Here is a 16,714-nt window from a genome sequence, read left to right on the forward strand (position 1 = left end):
CGCGGCGGCGCGTATCGCTACGCGACCTCCAGCACGCGTAGCGCTACGCGACCTCCAGCAGGAGGATCCTGTCGTCCCCCGGCTTCGGTGTGCCCCGGCCGTCCGTATTGCTGGTCGTCAGCCACACCTTGTCGCCGTCCACCGAAAGCACCGTGCGCAGGCGGCCGTACTCACCCTTCAGGAAGGCCTGTGGGGCGGCCGCGGCTTTCCGGCCCGCCAGCGGAATCCGCCACAGCCGCTCGCCGCGTAGCGCCGCCATCCAGATCGAGCCCTCCGCGTACGCGATCCCGCTCGGCGAGGCCTCGTCCGGCCGCCACTGGACGACCGGGTCGACATAGCCCGGCTTATGGGCCTTTCCCTCCACGTAGGGCCAGCCGTAATTCTTGCCCGGCTCGATGAGATTCAACTCGTCCCAGGTGTCCTGGCCGAACTCCGAGGCCCATAGCCGCCCCTCGGAATCCCAGGCGAGTCCCTGCACATCGCGGTGGCCCAGGGAATAGACGACCGAATTCGCCTCCGGATTGCCGTGCACGGGCTGCCCGTCAGGAGTCATCCGCAGAATCTTGCCGGCCAGCGACTTCTTGTCCTGCGCGAGCTTCTTGTCACCGGTGTCGCCCGTGGTCGCGTACAGCATCTTGTCCGGGCCGAAGGCGATCCGTCCGCCGTCGTGAAGAGTGCCCTTCGGAATGCCGCGCAGCACAGTGTCGGGCGCCCCCAATTGCCGCTCGGCGGGCTTCTTCTCGTCGTAGAACATCCGAGCGATGCGATTGTCCGACGCGGTCGTGAAATACGCGTACACCTGATGATCCGAGGCGTACGAAGGGGAGAGCGCGATGCCCAGCAACCCGCCCTCGCCCCCCGGGGAGACCCCGGGCACCGAGCCGATCACGGTCTTCTTCCCGGTCTCCGCGTCCACCCGGGTGATCTTTCCCTCGTCGCGCGAGGACACCAGCGCGTCACCGTCCGGCAGAGCGGCCAGGCCCCAGGGCGTCTTGAGCCCTTCCGTCAGGGTGGACACCACCCGCACCGAGCCCTTGGCGGGCGCGGCCGACGGGCTCGGCGCCGCGTCCTGCGACGCCGCGGCGGCCGGGGTCGTCGGCGCGCTCCGGCCGGGCACGGGACCCGCATCGCCGCCGGAGCCGCATCCCGTCAACACGAGCAGGGCGACAGCGGTCCCTACGGCCGTCACTGTTGAACGTTGCACGGTTCGATCCCTTCGAAGGCTGCGATTCCCCTGCGCTCTACCGTTCCCAACGTTTCTCACACCGCCGCCGTTCGCGCACCGCGACCGCGCTCACTCCCATGACTCCCGTACCGGCGGCAGCTCCGCGATCTCGGCCAGATCCCGTGCGGTCAGCGTCAACTCCGCCGCCCGCGCGTTCTCCACCGCCCACCGCTCCCGCTTCGTCCCCGGCAACGGCACCACATGCCGGCCCCGGCTCAGCACCCATGCCAGCGCCACCTGCGCCGGGGTCGCGCCGTGCCGCGCCGCGATCCGCCGCAACCCCACCACCAATGGCTGGTTCGCGGCCATCATCTCCGCCGTGAACCGCGGATGCCGCGCCCGCACGTCGTCCGGCTCGAAACCCTGCCCCGGCGTGAGCGTGCCGGTCAGAAAACCATTGCCCAGCGGCATCGCCGCCAGGAACCCGATACCCCGCGCCTCGCACCACGGCAACAGCCGCTCCAGCGCCTCGGGCGACCACACCGAGAGCTCCGCCTCCACCGCGCTCACCGGAAAGATCTGCTGCACCCGCTCCAGCTGGCGGATCGTCGACTCGTGCAGATGCGCCCCCGATCTGCGCCGGGAGGCGCGCGCCCCCACCGCGCACAGCCCGAGCGCCCGCACCTTCCCCGCGGCCACCAGCTCCGCCATCGCACCCCAGGTCTCCTCGACCGGTATCTCGGGATCGGCGCGGTGCAGCTGGTACAGATCGATCACATCGGTCTGCAGACGCCGCAGCGAGGCGTCGCAGGCCCGCCGCACATATCCGGGGCGGCCGTTGGCGACGATGTGCTGATCACCGACGAGCAGTCCGCACTTGGTCGAGACGAAGACATCCGCGCGCCGCTGCCCGAGCACGCGCCCCAGCAGCAGCTCATTGGTGAAGGGGCCGTACATGTCCGCCGTGTCGAGCAGGCTCGTACCGGCGTCGAGCGCCGCGTGCGCCGCCCGGAGTGAACGGTCGCCGTGCTGCTGCGAGCCGGTGTAGGCCCAGTGCATCGGCATACAGCCGAGGCCGATCGCGCCCACTTCGAGCGCCGCCGCACCGATTGTCCTGCGCTCCAACGCCGTACCCCTCCTTGTGCCGCCCACAAGCTAACCCCATCGCCCCGACACCCATCGCATAGCCTCCTGACCATGACTTCAGACGTATGGCTCCCCCTACAGGCCGACGGGATCGAGGGACTTCCCGAGGGGCCGCGCTATCTCTTCTGGGACGGCGGCGAGGAGTACCCCGCCGACCCCGCCGACTGCGCCTTCTACGCGGTCCCGTATATGAAGGGACCCGAGATCGCGGTGCGGCCGCTCGCCGCCATGACCTCCGTACGCGTCGTCCAGACCCTCTCGGCGGGCATAGACCATGTGACCCCCGGCCTCGGCTCGCTGCCCGCTGGCGTACACCTGTGCAACGCCAAGGGCGTCCATGAGGCCAGCACCGCCGAACTCACCCTGGCCCTGATCCTCGCCTCCCTGCGCGGCATCCCCGGCTTCGTCACCGGCCAGCGGCGGGAGGAGTGGCGCTCGGGCTTCTACCCGGCGCTCGCCGACAAGTCCGTACTGATCGTCGGGTACGGCTCGATCGGCGCGGCCATCGAGGACCGGCTCGCGCCCTTCGAGTGCGCGCGGGTGGTGCGCGTCGCCCGCTCGGCCCGCACCACGGAGCGCGGCGCCGTCCACGCGTTCACCGATCTCCCCGAACTGCTCCCCGACGCCGATGTGGTGATCCTCTCCACCCCGCTCACCGAGGGGACGAGGGGCCTGGCCGGAGCGGAGTTCCTGGCCCGGATGAAGGACGGCGCGCTCCTGGTCAATGTCGCGCGCGGCGCCGTCGTCGACACCAAGGCCCTGCTCACCGAGACCGAGAGCGGACGGATCAGGGCCGCCCTGGATGTCACCGATCCGGAACCGCTGCCCGCCGGTCATCCGCTCTGGCACGTGCCGGGCGTCCTCATCAGCCCCCATGTCGGCGGCTCCACCTCCGCGTTCCTGCCGCGCGCGAAGCGGCTGCTGGCCGGCCAGCTCACCCTGTTCGTCGCCGGCGAGGAGCCGCGCAACATCGTCGTCACCACCGGCTGACCCCGGGCCGCGGGAACAGTCGGCGGGACAGGACCTGGCGTCGCAGCACCCCGCCGCACGATCCGGAAGTCACTCCCTGGCCACTCTCCGCAGCCGTCCGGACACCCTCGTGGCCGACAACTCCCCTGGTCGTCACGGAGAGTAGAAGAAGTATGTCCCTGAGTGACGAGACTGGTGTATCGTCCCGATCTGGGGGCTGCGGCGCGCCTGGGGCGGCGCAGCGGAGCGAACAGAATGCGAGGGGGGCGACGGGGCGATGTACGGCCAATGGACGAACGATCCGACGCGGCAGGGGCGCCGGCGACGACCTCCGGACATCCCGGTCAACACGCGGGTTCCCTCAGCGGTGACCGCGACACCCCCCGGGGCTGTCCGGTGAGCGCCGAGGGCGTGCTCATCGGCAGGCGGGCGGTCTCCGGCAGTGGCTCGGGGCTCATCGCGCAGCTCTTGCTCGCCCTGATCTGCGCGGGCTACGCGGCCGGCGCGGCGCTGGGCTGGGGCTCGCCCGAACTGGCCCTGTTCATGGGGGACTTCGGGCTGAGTCTGGCCGCCGCGATCGCCGCGGTCTCCTGCTTCTTCTACGCACGCGGCCGCGGCAGCCGCTTCCGGCCCGCCTGGCTGCTGTTCTCGTTCTCCTCCGCGATGGCCTCCGGAGGGAACGCCGTCTGGGGCTGGTACGAGGTCATCCTCGACAAGCCGGTGCCCAGCCCCTCACTCGCCGATCTCTTCTTCCTCTGCTTCGCGCCACCCGCCATCGTGGGCCTGCTCGTCCTCGCCAAGCGCCCCGTCAGCAGGGCCGGCTGGCTCTGTCTGGCCCTCGACTCCTGGCTGATCGGCGGCTCGCTGCTCACCCTCTCCTGGAGCCTCGCCCTCGCGCGCACGGCGCATTTCCAGGGCGAGAGCGTGACCCAGGCGGCGCTCTCCCTCGCCTATCCGCTGCTCGACATCGTGCTGGTCAGCATGGTGCTCGCGCTGCACTTCCGACGGGCCACGGGCAGCCGCTCCGCCGTCAACACCGCCATCGCCGCACTCGCCCTGACGGTGCTGTGCGACGCCCTGTTCACCTCCCCGCTGCTGCGGGAGACCTATCGCTCGGGACAGCTGCTCGACGCGGGCTGGTTCGCCGGCTCGCTGCTCCTCGCGTACGCGCCGTGGGGTATGCGCCGTGTCCCCGAAAGCCCGCCGCCGCCACGTCAGCCCCGTACCTCCAGCCGTCCGATCGCCGGCTCGCTCGCCGCGCTCACGCCCTATCTGGCCGCGGCCGTCTGCACGCTGGGCATCCTCTACAACGTGATCGAGGACCGCCGGGTCGACCGGGTGGTGGTCCTCACCGGCTGCGCGGTCGTGCTCGCACTGGTGGTACGGCAGGGCATCATGCTCGTCGACAACATCGCGCTCACCCATGAACTGGCCCAGAAGGAGAACCACTTCCGGTCCCTGGTGCAGGGCTCCAGCGATGTGATCATGATCGCCGCGCCCTCCGGCATACTCCGCTATGTCAGCCCCGCCGCCACGGGCGTGTACGGCAGGGAGGCGGAGGATCTCGTCGGCGCCGAGCTGGCCTCGATCATCCACCCCGACGACCTCGGCAGGGTCGTCCACGAAGTACGGCGCTTCCTGGCCGCGCCCCCCTCCGAGGAACCCACGACCCGCATCGAGTGCCGGTTCAGATCAGGGACCGGCGACTGGCTCAATGTGGAGTCCACCGTCAACCGCCACCAGGGCGGGCTGATCTTCAACAGCCGGGACGTCACCGAACGGGTGCGCCTCCAGGCGCAGCTCCAGCACAACGCCGAGCACGACCCGCTCACCGACCTGCCCAACCGCGCCCTGTTCACCGAGCGCGTACGACAAGCCCTCTCCGGCCGTCGTACGACCGATCCGGGCACGGCCGTGCTCTTCATCGACCTCGACGGCTTCAAGGGCGTCAACGACCGGCTGGGCCATCAGGTCGGGGACGAACTGCTGATCCACGCCGCCCACCGGCTCCAGGACTCCGTACGGGCCGGTGACACCGCGGCCAGACTCGGCGGCGACGAGTTCGCGGCCATCGTCCTCGGCGACGGGAACGACGACAGGGCCGCCCGGGAGCACCAGGTCCACGAGATCGCCGACCGGCTGCGCCTCAGGCTCTCGCAGCCGTATCGCATCGACGGCAACGATGTCCGGGTCGCCGCCTCCATCGGCATCGCCTTCGCCGAACCGGGCATAACCCCCACCGAACTCATGCGCAACGCGGACCTCGCGATGTATCGCGCCAAGGCCGCGGGCAAGAACCGCGTCGAGCTGTACGCGCCCCAGATGCAGGCGGAGGTCGTCCGCAGGACCGAGCTGGCCACCCGGCTGCGCACCGCCCTGCACGACGGCGAATTCACCCTGCTCCACCAGCCGGTGGTGCATCTCACCACCGGGCGGGTCTCCAGCGTCGCCGCCCAGGCCCGCTGGCGCTCCGCCCAGGGCATCCTGTTCACCCCCGCGGAGTTCCTGCGCGTCACCGACGACGGCGACCGCACCGCGGAGCTCGGCCGCCGGCTCCTGGAGGAGGCCGTCTCCCAGGCCGCGGAACGGGCGAGAATCGGCCATTCCGTGTCCGTCGCGGTACGGCTCCCGGCCCGCAGACTGCTCGACAAATCCCTGCCGCCCGGCGCCATCGAAGCCCTGCTCACCCGCCATGGGCTGCCCTCCGGGGCCCTGATGATCGAGCTGTCCGACAGCGACCCGCGCGCCTCCATCGACGAGTTGGAGCACCGGCTCGTCGCGCTGCGCCGACTGGGGGTACGGATCGCCCTCGACGGCTTCGGCAGCGGGTACGCCGCGATCAGCGCCCTGCGCAGGCTCCCGGTGGACGTACTGAAACTGGACCGCGGTCTGGTGGAGGGCGTCGTGGAGTCGGCGCGGCTGCACAAGATCACGGCCGGGCTGCTGCGGATCGCCGGGGATCTGGGCATGCAGTCCGTGGCCGACGGGGTCGACGTCCCCGAGCAGGTCCTCGCGCTGCGCGCCATGGGGTGTACGCACGGCCAGGGAATGGCCTTCTCCGGGCCGCTGGACGAGTACCGGCTGCGCCGCGCCCTGCTGGCCGGCACATACCCCCTGCCGGGCGGTACGGCCCTGCCCGTGCTCACGGGCGGCGCGCTGCCCGTGAGGGCCGCCCGGCACGTCTCGGGTGACCGGATTCCGCACCCTTCGATGCCCCTCGATCCGCTCAAATAGTGAGACTCCCGTCCCACCCACTTGACAGCCATGGCGCGCCGGAGGGAGGGTCAGTGCCATGCGCACCCGAATTCTCGTACTTGGAAAGCGCGTCGGCTGAAGCAGAGCATCGAACCGCTCCGCAGACCACACCGACGCGCTCCCCTCGCTTGCCTCACGGCACGAGGGGTTTTTTGTTGCACCGGCACACCCCAAACCCTCGCAAAAACCCTCAGCCTCTTCGAGAAGAGAATGCCGATGACCGAGCAGGCCACCGGGGCCCACCATCCGCAGCCGCGGGCCCGTAACGGCGGACCGTCCCCCGCCTCCGTTGAGCACGTCACGGGCGCGCAGTCCCTCGTCCGCTCTCTTGAGGAAGTGGGGGCCGACACGGTATTCGGCATCCCCGGCGGCGCCATCCTCCCCGCGTACGACCCGATGATGGACTCCACCCGGGTCCGCCACATCCTCGTCCGCCACGAGCAGGGCGCGGGCCACGCGGCCGAGGGCTACGCCCAGGCCACCGGCAAGGTGGGCGTCTGCATGGCCACCTCGGGCCCCGGCGCCACCAACCTGGTCACCCCGATCGCCGACGCGCACATGGACTCCGTGCCGATGGTCGCGATCACCGGCCAGGTGGCGAGCAAGGCCATCGGGACGGACGCCTTCCAGGAGGCGGACATCTGCGGCATCACCATGCCGATCACCAAGCACAACTTCCTGGTCACCAAGGCCGAGGACATCCCGCGCACCATCGCGGAGGCCTTCCACATCGCCTCCACCGGGCGCCCGGGACCGGTCCTGGTGGACATCGCCAAGGACGCGCTCCAGGCGGAGACGACCTTCAGCTGGCCGCCCACCCACGACCTGCCCGGCTACCGCCCGGTGACCAAGCCGCACGCCAAGCAGATCCGCGAGGCCGCCAAGCTGATTACCCAGGCCAGGCGCCCGGTGCTGTACGTCGGCGGCGGCGTCCTCAAGGCCGGCGCCACCGCCGAGCTGAAGGTCCTCGCCGAGCTCACCGGCGCCCCCGTCACCACCACCCTGATGGCGCTGGGCGCGTTCCCCGACAGCCACCCGCTGCACGTGGGAATGCCGGGCATGCACGGTTCGGTCACCGCCGTCACCGCACTCCAGAAGGCCGACCTGATCGTCGCCCTCGGAGCCCGTTTCGACGACCGCGTCACCGGCAAGCTGGACAGCTTCGCGCCCTACGCCAAGATCGTCCACGCCGATATCGACCCGGCCGAGATCGGCAAGAACCGCACCGCGGACGTGCCGATCGTCGGGGATGCCCGCGAGGTCCTGGCCGATCTGGTCCAGGCCGTCCAGTCCGAGCACACCGAGGGCCACGTGGGCGACTACAGCGCCTGGTGGCAGGACCTCAACCGCTGGCGCGAGACCTACCCCCTCGGCTACGACCAGCCCGGCGACGGCACCCTCTCGCCGCAGCAGGTCATCCAGCGCATCGGCCAACTCGCCCCCGACGACACCATCTACGCGGCGGGCGTCGGCCAGCACCAGATGTGGGCCGCGCACTTCATCGAGTACGAGAAGCCCGCCACCTGGCTGAACTCCGGCGGCGCCGGGACCATGGGATACGCCGTGCCGGCCGCCATGGGCGCCAAGGCGGGGCAGCCGGACCGCACGGTCTGGGCCATCGACGGCGACGGCTGCTTCCAGATGACCAACCAGGAACTCACCACCTGCGCGCTCAACAACATCCCGATCAAGGTCGCGATCATCAACAACGGCGCGCTGGGCATGGTCCGCCAGTGGCAGACCCTCTTCTACAACCAGCGCTACTCCAACACCGTGCTGCACTCCGGCCAGGACGTGACCGAAGGCCCCAGCGGCGGCACCCGCGTCCCGGACTTCGTCAAGCTCTCCGAGGCCATGGGCTGTGTCGCGATGCGCTGCGAGTCCCCGGACGAGCTGGACGCGGTGATCGCCAAGGCCAACGCCATCAACGACCGTCCCGTCGTGGTCGACTTCATCGTCCACGAGGACGCCCAGGTGTGGCCGATGGTCGCCGCGGGCACCTCGAACGACGAGGTCATGGCCGCTCTGGGCGTCCGCCCCGACTTCGGCGACGGCGCGGACGACTGAGCCGCGGAACGAGAGCACGAGAGACCGAGAGAAGAGACCGAGACATGACCAGGCACACGCTCTCCGTTCTGGTGGAGAACACCCCCGGCATCCTCGCCCGGATCGCCGCGCTGTTCTCCCGCCGCGGCTTCAACATCGACTCGCTCGCCGTCGGTGTCACCGAGCACCCCGACATCTCCCGCATCACCATCGTGGTCAATGTCGAGGAACTGCCCCTTGAGCAGGTGACGAAGCAGCTCAACAAGCTGGTGAACGTCCTGAAGATCGTCGAACTGGAGCCCGGCGCCGCGATCCAGCGCGAGCTCGTCCTGGTGAAGGTCCGCGCCGACAACGAGACCCGCTCCCAGATCGTCGAGATCGTCCAGCTGTTCCGCGCCAAGACCGTGGACGTCTCGCCCGAGGCCGTCACGATCGAGGCCACCGGATCGAGCGACAAGCTCGACGCCATGCTGAAGATGCTGGAGCAGTACGGCATCAAGGAACTGGTGCAGTCAGGAACGATCGCCATAGGACGTGGCGCGCGGTCCATCACGGACCGCAGCCTGCGGGCGCTCGACCGCAGCGCGTAGCCCGTCGGCCCCCGTCCGTAAGCACGCCCCCGCCATCCCCGGTCCGCTCGTATGGCGAGACCGGGACACCCGCATCGACCGTCCCGCCGTACGGTGGGACGCGAGCCGCGGCATTTTCGAAGCCGCCCGCACCCCAAGCAGCGCACACCAAGGAGAAGACCCAGTGGCCGAGCTGTTCTACGACGACGACGCCGACCTGTCCATCATCCAGAACCGCAAGGTCGCGGTCATCGGTTACGGCAGCCAGGGCCACGCCCACGCGCTGTCGCTCCGTGACTCGGGTGTCGACGTCCGGGTCGGTCTGCACGAGGGCTCCAAGTCCAAGGCCAAGGCCGAGGAGCAGGGCCTGCGCGTGGTGACGCCCGCCGAGGCCGCCGCCGAGGCCGACGTGATCATGATCCTGGTGCCGGACCCGATCCAGGCCCAGGTCTACGAGGAGTCCATCAAGGACAATCTGAAGGACGGCGACGCGCTGTTCTTCGGCCACGGCCTCAACATCCGCTACGGCTTCATCAAGCCGCCGGCCAATGTCGATGTCGCGATGGTCGCCCCCAAGGGCCCCGGCCACCTGGTCCGCCGCCAGTACGAGGAGGGCCGCGGCGTGCCGTGCATCGCGGCCGTCGAGCAGGACTTCTCCGGCGGCGCCTTCGCGCTGGCCCTCTCGTACGCGAAGGGGATCGGCGGCACCCGCGCCGGTGTCATCAAGACGACCTTCACCGAGGAGACCGAGACCGACCTGTTCGGTGAGCAGGCCGTGCTCTGCGGTGGCACCGCCGCGCTGGTCAAGGCGGGCTTCGAGACGCTGACCGAGGCCGGCTACCAGCCGGAGATCGCGTACTTCGAGTGCCTCCACGAGCTGAAGCTGATCGTGGACCTGATGTACGAGGGCGGCCTGGAGAAGATGCGCTGGTCGGTCTCCGAGACCGCCGAGTGGGGCGACTACGTCAGCGGCCCGCGCGTCATCACCGACCAGACCAAGGTCGAGATGAAGAAGATCCTGGCCGAGATCCAGGACGGCACCTTCGCCAAGAACTGGATGGAGGAGTACCACGGCGGTCTGAAGAAGTACAACGAGTACAAGAAGGCCGACAGCGACAGCCTGCTCGCGACCACCGGCGCGGAGCTGCGCAAGCTCATGAGCTGGGTGGACAACGAGGACGCGTAACACCGCGCGCGGACGGCCCCGGCCAGGGATGAGCCGGGGCCGTCCGCACGGAACGCCGACGCGGGACCGCACGTACGGGTGATCCTTCCGCCAGGGCGGAAAACGGCCCGATGACAGCACTAGACTGCACAGCACATACGCGTCAGGCCCACAGCGTCGTGCGTCTTCCACGCGGCCAGAACCCTCCACCGCATGCGGCCGTCGGGACGGCCGTCCGCTATGGGACTTGTGAGGACTCACGTGAGCTCGAAACCTGTCGTACTCATCGCTGAAGAGCTTTCGCCCGCCACCGTCGACGCGCTCGGTCCGGACTTCGAGATCCGGCACTGCAACGGCGCCGACCGCGCGGAGCTGCTGCCCGCCATCGCCGACGTGGACGCGATCCTGGTCCGCTCCGCGACCAAGGTCGACGCGGAGGCGATCGCCGCCGCGGCCAAGCTGAGGGTGGTCGCCCGCGCCGGCGTCGGCCTCGACAACGTGGACGTCTCCGCCGCCACCAAGGCCGGCGTGATGGTCGTCAACGCGCCGACCTCCAACATCGTCACCGCCGCCGAGCTGGCCTGCGGTCTGCTGGTCGCCACCGCGCGCCATATCCCGCAGGCCAATACCGCCCTCAAGAACGGCGAGTGGAAGCGCTCCAAGTACACGGGCGTCGAGCTGAGCGAGAAGACGCTCGGTGTCGTCGGCCTCGGCCGCATCGGTGTGCTGGTCGCCCAGCGCATGTCCGCGTTCGGTATGAAGATCGTCGCGTACGACCCCTATGTGCAGCCCGCCCGCGCCGCGCAGATGGGCGTCAAGCTGCTGACGCTCGACGAGCTGCTTGAGGTGTCGGACTTCATCACCGTGCACCTGCCGAAGACCCCCGAGACGCTGGGGCTGATCGGCGACGAGGCGCTGCACAAGGTGAAGCCGACGGTGCGGATCGTCAACGCCGCGCGCGGCGGGATCGTGGACGAGGAGGCGCTCGCCTCCGCGCTCAAGGAGGGCCGGGTGGCCGGCGCCGGTCTGGACGTGTACTCCAAGGAGCCCTGCACGGACTCCCCGCTGTTCCAGTTCGACCAGGTCGTCTGCACCCCGCACCTCGGCGCGTCCACCGACGAGGCGCAGGAGAAGGCGGGCATCGCGGTCGCCAGGTCGGTACGGCTCGCGCTCGCGGGCGAGCTGGTGCCGGACGCGGTGAACGTACAGGGCGGGGTCATCGCCGAGGACGTACGCCCGGGGCTGCCGCTCGCCGAGAAGCTCGGCCGGATCTTCACCGCGCTCGCGGGCGAGGTCGCGGTCCGGCTCGATGTCGAGGTGTACGGAGAGATCACCCAGCACGATGTGAAGGTGCTCGAACTCTCCGCGCTCAAGGGCGTGTTCGAGGATGTCGTCGCCGAGACCGTGTCGTATGTCAACGCCCCGTTGTTCGCGCAGGAGCGTGGCGTCGAGGTCAGGCTGACCACCTCAAGCGAGTCCCCGAACCACCGCAATGTGGTGACCGTGCGCGGCACGCTCTCCGGTGGCGAGGAGGTCTCGGTCTCCGGCACGCTGGCCGGGCCCAAGCACCTCCAGAAGATCGTCGCGATCGGTGACTACGACGTGGAGCTGGCGCTGGCCGAGCACATGATCGTGCTGCGCTACGAGGACCGCCCCGGTGTGGTCGGCACGGTCGGCCGGATCCTCGGCGAGGCCGGGCTCAATATCGCGGGGATGCAGGTCTCGCGCGCCGAGGAGGGCGGCGAGGCGCTGGTCGTGCTCACCGTCGACGACAATGTGCCGCCGGCCGTGCTGGCGGAGATCTCGGAGGAGATCGGCGCGGCCTCGGCGCGCTCGGTGGATCTGAACGACTAGGTCCTGTCGACCGGACAGGACCTAGCCGCTGTGGGCGTCCGGCCGGGCCGTCAGAGCCGGGTCGCCTTCAGGGCCATATGGAGTAGCAGCCGGTCCTCGCCGTCATCCAGGTCCAGACCCGTCAGCTGTTCGATCCGGGAGAGCCGGTAGTAGAGCGTCTGACGGTGGATGCCGAGTGCCGAGGCCGTACGTCCCGCCTGGCCCGCATGGTCGAGGAACACCTCGGCGGTGTGGGCCAGTTCGGCGTGTACGGGGTCGAGCAGCGGCCGGATCACGGGGTCGGGCTCGATGGGGAGCGCGGTCAGCAGACGGTACGCGCCGATCGACGTCCATCGCGCCACCGGGCCGAAACGGGGCTGGGCGACCGAGGCGCGGGCCGCCGACACCGCCTCGTGCCAGGCCGCGGGCAGCTCGGCCAGACCGCGGCGAGGCGCGCAGGAACCGGCGGCGGCCCCCGGTCCCGCCTCCTCGCGCAGCCGGGCGACGGCCGTGAGGACGGGCGCGAGCGCGTCCGGCGAGCGGAGCCTTACGAGCAGGGCGAGCGTGTCCGCCTCGCCCGATCCGTTCATCGGGCCGACCACCGGGCGGGTGATCGGGCCGGTCGGGGAGCCGTTCTGGCGCCCGTTCCCCTGGCCGGTCGCCCTGCCGCCCCTGGGGTCTTTCGCCACCGCTCCGTACGGCAGTGTGCACAGCGCCGCCGTCCCCGGCACCGCCCGTACTCGTGGCTCCTCGCCGCGCCAGGGCGCCACACAGAGCACCACATGTGATCCGTCCGCGCTCGGCCCCAGCGCCGCCCGTAGCGCCGCCAGCGCCATGTCCCGCTGCCAGCCGGGCTCCGCCGTCAGTACGGCGCGCAGTTCGCGGGCCAGGTCCGCGCCCGCCCGTACCTCGTCCGCGAGCAGATCGCCGATCCGCGAGGTCACCTCCATGGCCGCCGCGAGCCGGGAGGCGCTCGGGCCCGGGTCGGAGTCGTCGAGCAGCCAGACGTAACCGAGCACCGTGCCCCGGTGCCGTACGGGCAGACAGATCCGGCCACGGAAGACCCCCGCGTCCGGCGCGGCGGGGATGCGGACCGGCTCCGTCGCGCGGGTGATGCCGAAGCCCTCGAACCAGGCGCGGACCGCCGGGGTGGACTTCCTGGTCAGGATCGAGCGCGTCCTGACCGGGTCCATGGCCGTGTCGTCGTCGCTGTCGTGCGCGCCGAAGGCGATCAGTCCGAAGTCCCGGTTCTCCAGCGTCGCGGGGACACCGAGCAGCGCCGAGATCTCGTCGACCAGCTCCTGATAATCGTCCTTCACTCGGACATTCTCCCACCGCTTTCAGACAGATGTCTGAGATCTCGGCCACGGATGCGTGACAGGTGTCGATGGCAGAGGATCGGCCCGATCTTTAGGTTTCACAGTGGTTCTCCTTGCCGTACTGAACTGATCGTTTCTGTTTGGCGGATGTTCGGTTACGGCTCTTTCGATCTCACCGTGGAGGTGCCCCGTGCTGGGTCCCGTGATCCTTGCCGCGTCGCGGAGCGACAGAATGCGCCGCGTCGTCTCGGCCGCACCGGTCACCAAGCCCGTGGTGAACCGTTTCATCGCCGGTGAGTCGGTCGAGGAGACGGTCCCCGTGGTCCAGGACATGGCCGGCCGCGGTCTGGAGGTCACCCTCGATGTCCTCGGCGAGGACATCACCGACCCGACCGAGGCGCTGGCCGCCCGGGACGCGTATCTGCGGCTGATCGACGCCCTCACCCCGCTTGAGCTGGGCGTACGCGCCGAGATGTCGGTCAAGCTCTCCTCCTTCGGCCAGGCGCTGCCCGGCGGACACGACCTCGCGCTGAAGAACGTCACCGCCGTCGTCGAGGCCGCCGCCGAGATCGGCACCACGGTCACCCTCGACATGGAGGACCACACCACCATCGACTCGACGCTCGCCATCCACGGTGAGCTGCGCGAGCGCTTCCCGGCGACCGGCGCGGTCGTCCAGTCGTACCTCTTCCGCACCGAGGAGGACTGCCGGGTCCTCGCCGAGGCCGGCTCGCGCGTGCGGCTCGTCAAGGGCGCCTACAAGGAGCCCGCGTCCGTCGCGTACCAGGACAAGAGAGAGGTCGACCGGGCGTATGTCCGCTGCCTCAAGATCCTGATGAACGGCGGCGGCTACCCGATGGTGGGCTCCCACGACCCGCGCGTCATCGCGATCGCCCAGAGCCTCGCCCGCCGCGCCGGACGTAAGCTCGATGAGTACGAGTTCCAGATGCTGTACGGCATCCGGGAGGCCGAGCAGGACCGGCTGGCCGCCGAGGGACACCGGATGCGTGTCTACATCGCGTACGGCACCGACTGGTACGGGTATTTCATGCGCCGTCTCGCCGAGCGCCCCGCCAACCTCGCGTTCTTCCTGCGTTCGCTGGTCAGCCGCGGCTGAGCCACCGGCACCGAAACCGACCGCCCCTGACCCACTGATGAAGGAGATTCGGCACCCATGGACGCTGTGACCCAGGTTCCCGCGCCGGTCAACGAGCCGGTGCACGGCTACGCCCCGGGCTCCCCGGAGCTGGCCCGTCTTGAGGTCAAGCTCAAGGAGCTGGCCGAGAACCCCGTCGACCTGCCGATGACGATCGGCGGCGAGAAGCGGATGGGCGGGGGCGAGCGCGTCGACGTCGTACAGCCGCACAACCACCGGGCCGTGCTCGGTACGTTCGCCGGCGCCACCCAGCAGGACGCCCGTGACGCGATCGACGCGGCCCTGGCCGCCGCCCCCGGCTGGCGCGCCATGTCCTTCGACGACCGCGCCGCGATCATCCTGCGCGCCGCCGAACTGCTCGCGGGACCGTGGCGCGAGACGCTGGCCGCCGCGACCATGCTCGGTCAGTCGAAGACCGCCCAGCAGGCCGAGATCGACACCCCCTGCGAGCTGGTCGACTTCTGGCGCTTCAACGTCAAGTACGCCCGTGATCTGCTCGCCGAGCAGCCGCCGGCCAACTCTCCCGGCGTCTGGAACCGGCTCGACCACCGGCCGCTCGAAGGCTTCGTCTACGCGATCACGCCGTTCAACTTCACGGCGATCGCGGGCAATCTGCCGACCGCGCCCGCGCTCATGGGCAATGTCGTGGTCTGGAAGCCGTCCCCGACCCAGACCCTCGCGGCCGTGCTGTTGATGGAACTGCTGGAGGAGGCCGGCCTGCCCAAGGGCGTCATCAACCTGGTGACGGGCGACGGCATCGCCGTCTCCGAGGTGGCCCTGCACCACCGCGACCTGGCGGGCATCCACTTCACCGGTTCGACCAGGACCTTCCAGCACCTGTGGAAGACGGTCGGCAACAACATCGAGACGTACCGCTCCTACCCGCGGATCGTCGGCGAGACCGGCGGCAAGGACTTCGTCGTCGCCCACCCGAGCGCCGACCGCGCGGTCCTCAAGACGGCGCTGACCCGGGGTTCGTTCGAGTACCAGGGCCAGAAGTGCTCCGCCTCCTCGCGCGCCTATGTCCCGGCGTCGATCTGGAACGACGGGTTCAAGGAGGAGTTCGCGGCCGAGGTCGACGGGATCGCCATGGGTGATGTCACCGATCTGTCGAACTTCATCGGCGCCGTCATCGACGAGCGCGCCTTCGCCAAGAGCAAGGCCGCCATCGACCGCGCTGCCGCCGACCCGACCTGCACGATCGTCGCGGGCGGTACGTACGACGACTCCGTCGGCTACTTCGTCCGGCCGACCGTCATCGCCTGCACCGACCCCGAGAACGAGGTCTTCACGACCGAGTACTTCGGCCCGATCCTCGCCGTGCATGTCTACGACGACGCCGACTACGAGACGGTGCTCGCCCAGATGGAGTCCGTCTCGGCGTACGCCCTGACGGGCTCGATCATCGCCGGTGACCGCGCCGCCGCGGCCGACGCGATGGAGAAGCTGCGGTACGCGGCGGGCAACTTCTACATCAACGACAAGTCGACGGGCGCCGTCGTCGGCCAGCAGCCCTTCGGCGGTGGCCGCGCGTCCGGCACCAACGACAAGGCGGGCGCCCCGCAGAACCTGATGCGCTGGACGCTGACCCGCGCCATCAAGGAAACGCTGGTCCCGCCGACGGACTACCGCTACCCGCACATGGGCTGACATACCGTCAGTCCCGCAGGGGCGCCGAGCGCCGAGCCCCGCAGACTCCGCCCCCGTACCGGCAGCCCCCCCAACGCCGGTACGGGGGCGGCTCCATGCCCAAGGTTTCCATGCCCGCGCCCTGTTGGACGCGGCCTTCGAGGGCGGCTTCTCCGACGACGACTAGGGCCTTTCGTTTGGATCAGGCCGGATCAGGGAGCGGGGTCTGGTGCCGTGGATCGCAAGGCGGAGGAGGGAGCCATGGCGGAGCCCTGGCGACTGACGACAACGCGGCGAGGCGCGGTGCCAGGGCACGCGAGCCCGGCAAGATCCGAACGAAAGGCCCTAGGTCCTGTCCGACCGGACAGGGCCTAGATGAGTAAGTCCGAAGTTTTCGGGTGCATGAAGCGAGGGTCTCGTTAGTCCGTTTGTGACGACAGACCTCGAAACCCTCGCGATTGC

General features: G+C 69.9%; 11 protein-coding genes. 8 read left to right on the plus strand and 3 right to left on the minus strand.

Translation table 11 applies throughout. From position 1 onward, the window contains the following. Positions 1 to 43 precede the first annotated feature (43 nt). Entirely contained in the window at positions 44 to 1,189 is a 1,146-nt protein-coding gene (locus tag ABTZ59_RS25815; RefSeq protein ID WP_351416476.1) for a PQQ-dependent sugar dehydrogenase, read from the minus strand. Positions 1,190 to 1,294: 105 nt separating this feature from the next. Then, positions 1,295 to 2,290, minus strand: coding sequence for an aldo/keto reductase (locus ABTZ59_RS25820; protein ID WP_351416481.1), 996 nt, complete (start codon positions 2,288 to 2,290; stop codon positions 1,295 to 1,297). A 72-nt stretch (positions 2,291 to 2,362) separates the two neighbouring features. Here ABTZ59_RS25820 and ABTZ59_RS25825 point away from each other — a divergent pair, with 72 nt between their 5' ends. From ABTZ59_RS25825 to serA, 6 genes are all read left to right on the plus strand, one after another. Continuing rightward, entirely contained in the window at positions 2,363 to 3,301 is a 939-nt protein-coding gene (locus ABTZ59_RS25825) for a 2-hydroxyacid dehydrogenase (RefSeq protein ID WP_351416485.1), read from the plus strand. A gap of 375 nt (positions 3,302 to 3,676) precedes the next feature. Further along, positions 3,677 to 6,514: a putative bifunctional diguanylate cyclase/phosphodiesterase gene (locus tag ABTZ59_RS25830; RefSeq protein WP_351416544.1), complete on the plus strand. Its 2,838-nt coding sequence runs from the start codon at positions 3,677 to 3,679 to the stop codon at positions 6,512 to 6,514. A gap of 237 nt (positions 6,515 to 6,751) precedes the next feature. Continuing rightward, positions 6,752 to 8,602, plus strand: coding sequence for an acetolactate synthase large subunit (locus tag ABTZ59_RS25835; protein ID WP_351416489.1), 1,851 nt, complete (start codon positions 6,752 to 6,754; stop codon positions 8,600 to 8,602). Between the two features lie 44 nt (positions 8,603 to 8,646). Next, positions 8,647 to 9,171 carry an acetolactate synthase small subunit gene (ilvN, locus tag ABTZ59_RS25840; RefSeq protein ID WP_030351817.1) on the plus strand — a complete coding sequence of 175 codons (525 nt, stop codon included), beginning with the start codon at positions 8,647 to 8,649 and terminating at the stop codon, positions 9,169 to 9,171. Positions 9,172 to 9,334: 163 nt separating this feature from the next. Then, on the plus strand, positions 9,335 to 10,336 hold the full coding sequence (ilvC, locus tag ABTZ59_RS25845) for a ketol-acid reductoisomerase (RefSeq protein ID WP_249953795.1): 1,002 nt from the start codon (positions 9,335 to 9,337) through the stop codon (positions 10,334 to 10,336). Positions 10,337 to 10,576: 240 nt separating this feature from the next. After that, positions 10,577 to 12,169 (plus strand): phosphoglycerate dehydrogenase, encoded by a 1,593-nt coding sequence (serA, locus tag ABTZ59_RS25850; protein WP_351416507.1) that lies wholly within the window; start codon positions 10,577 to 10,579, stop codon positions 12,167 to 12,169. 50 nt (positions 12,170 to 12,219) lie between these two features. Here the strand turns inward: serA and ABTZ59_RS25855 are convergent, their stop codons facing one another. Next, positions 12,220 to 13,467, minus strand: a complete 1,248-nt coding sequence (locus ABTZ59_RS25855) for a PucR family transcriptional regulator (RefSeq protein ID WP_351416510.1) — start codon at positions 13,465 to 13,467, stop codon at positions 12,220 to 12,222. Positions 13,468 to 13,657: 190 nt separating this feature from the next. Here ABTZ59_RS25855 and ABTZ59_RS25860 point away from each other — a divergent pair, with 190 nt between their 5' ends. Together ABTZ59_RS25860 and pruA are read left to right on the plus strand one after the other, a co-directional pair. Continuing rightward, complete coding sequence (locus ABTZ59_RS25860; RefSeq protein ID WP_351416515.1) at positions 13,658 to 14,584, plus strand: proline dehydrogenase family protein; 927 nt, start codon at positions 13,658 to 13,660, stop codon at positions 14,582 to 14,584. A gap of 57 nt (positions 14,585 to 14,641) precedes the next feature. Beyond that, complete coding sequence (gene pruA / locus ABTZ59_RS25865; protein ID WP_351416519.1) at positions 14,642 to 16,273, plus strand: L-glutamate gamma-semialdehyde dehydrogenase; 1,632 nt, start codon at positions 14,642 to 14,644, stop codon at positions 16,271 to 16,273. Positions 16,274 to 16,714 lie beyond the last annotated feature (441 nt).

It is taken from the genome of Streptomyces sp. NPDC094034 (genome assembly GCF_040303865.1).
GTDB lineage: Bacteria > Actinomycetota > Actinomycetes > Streptomycetales > Streptomycetaceae > Streptomyces.

Bases quoted from the DNA above. Each gene is read 5' to 3' on its own strand.
- ilvN (WP_030351817.1), top strand. From the start codon at position 8,647: ATGACCAGGCACACGCTCTCCGTTCTGGTGGAGAACACCCCCGGCATC.
- ABTZ59_RS25825 (WP_351416485.1), top strand. From the start codon at position 2,363: ATGACTTCAGACGTATGGCTCCCCCTACAGGCCGACGGGATCGAGGGA.
- pruA (WP_351416519.1), top strand. From the start codon at position 14,642: ATGGACGCTGTGACCCAGGTTCCCGCGCCGGTCAACGAGCCGGTGCAC.
- ABTZ59_RS25835 (WP_351416489.1), top strand. From the start codon at position 6,752: ATGACCGAGCAGGCCACCGGGGCCCACCATCCGCAGCCGCGGGCCCGT.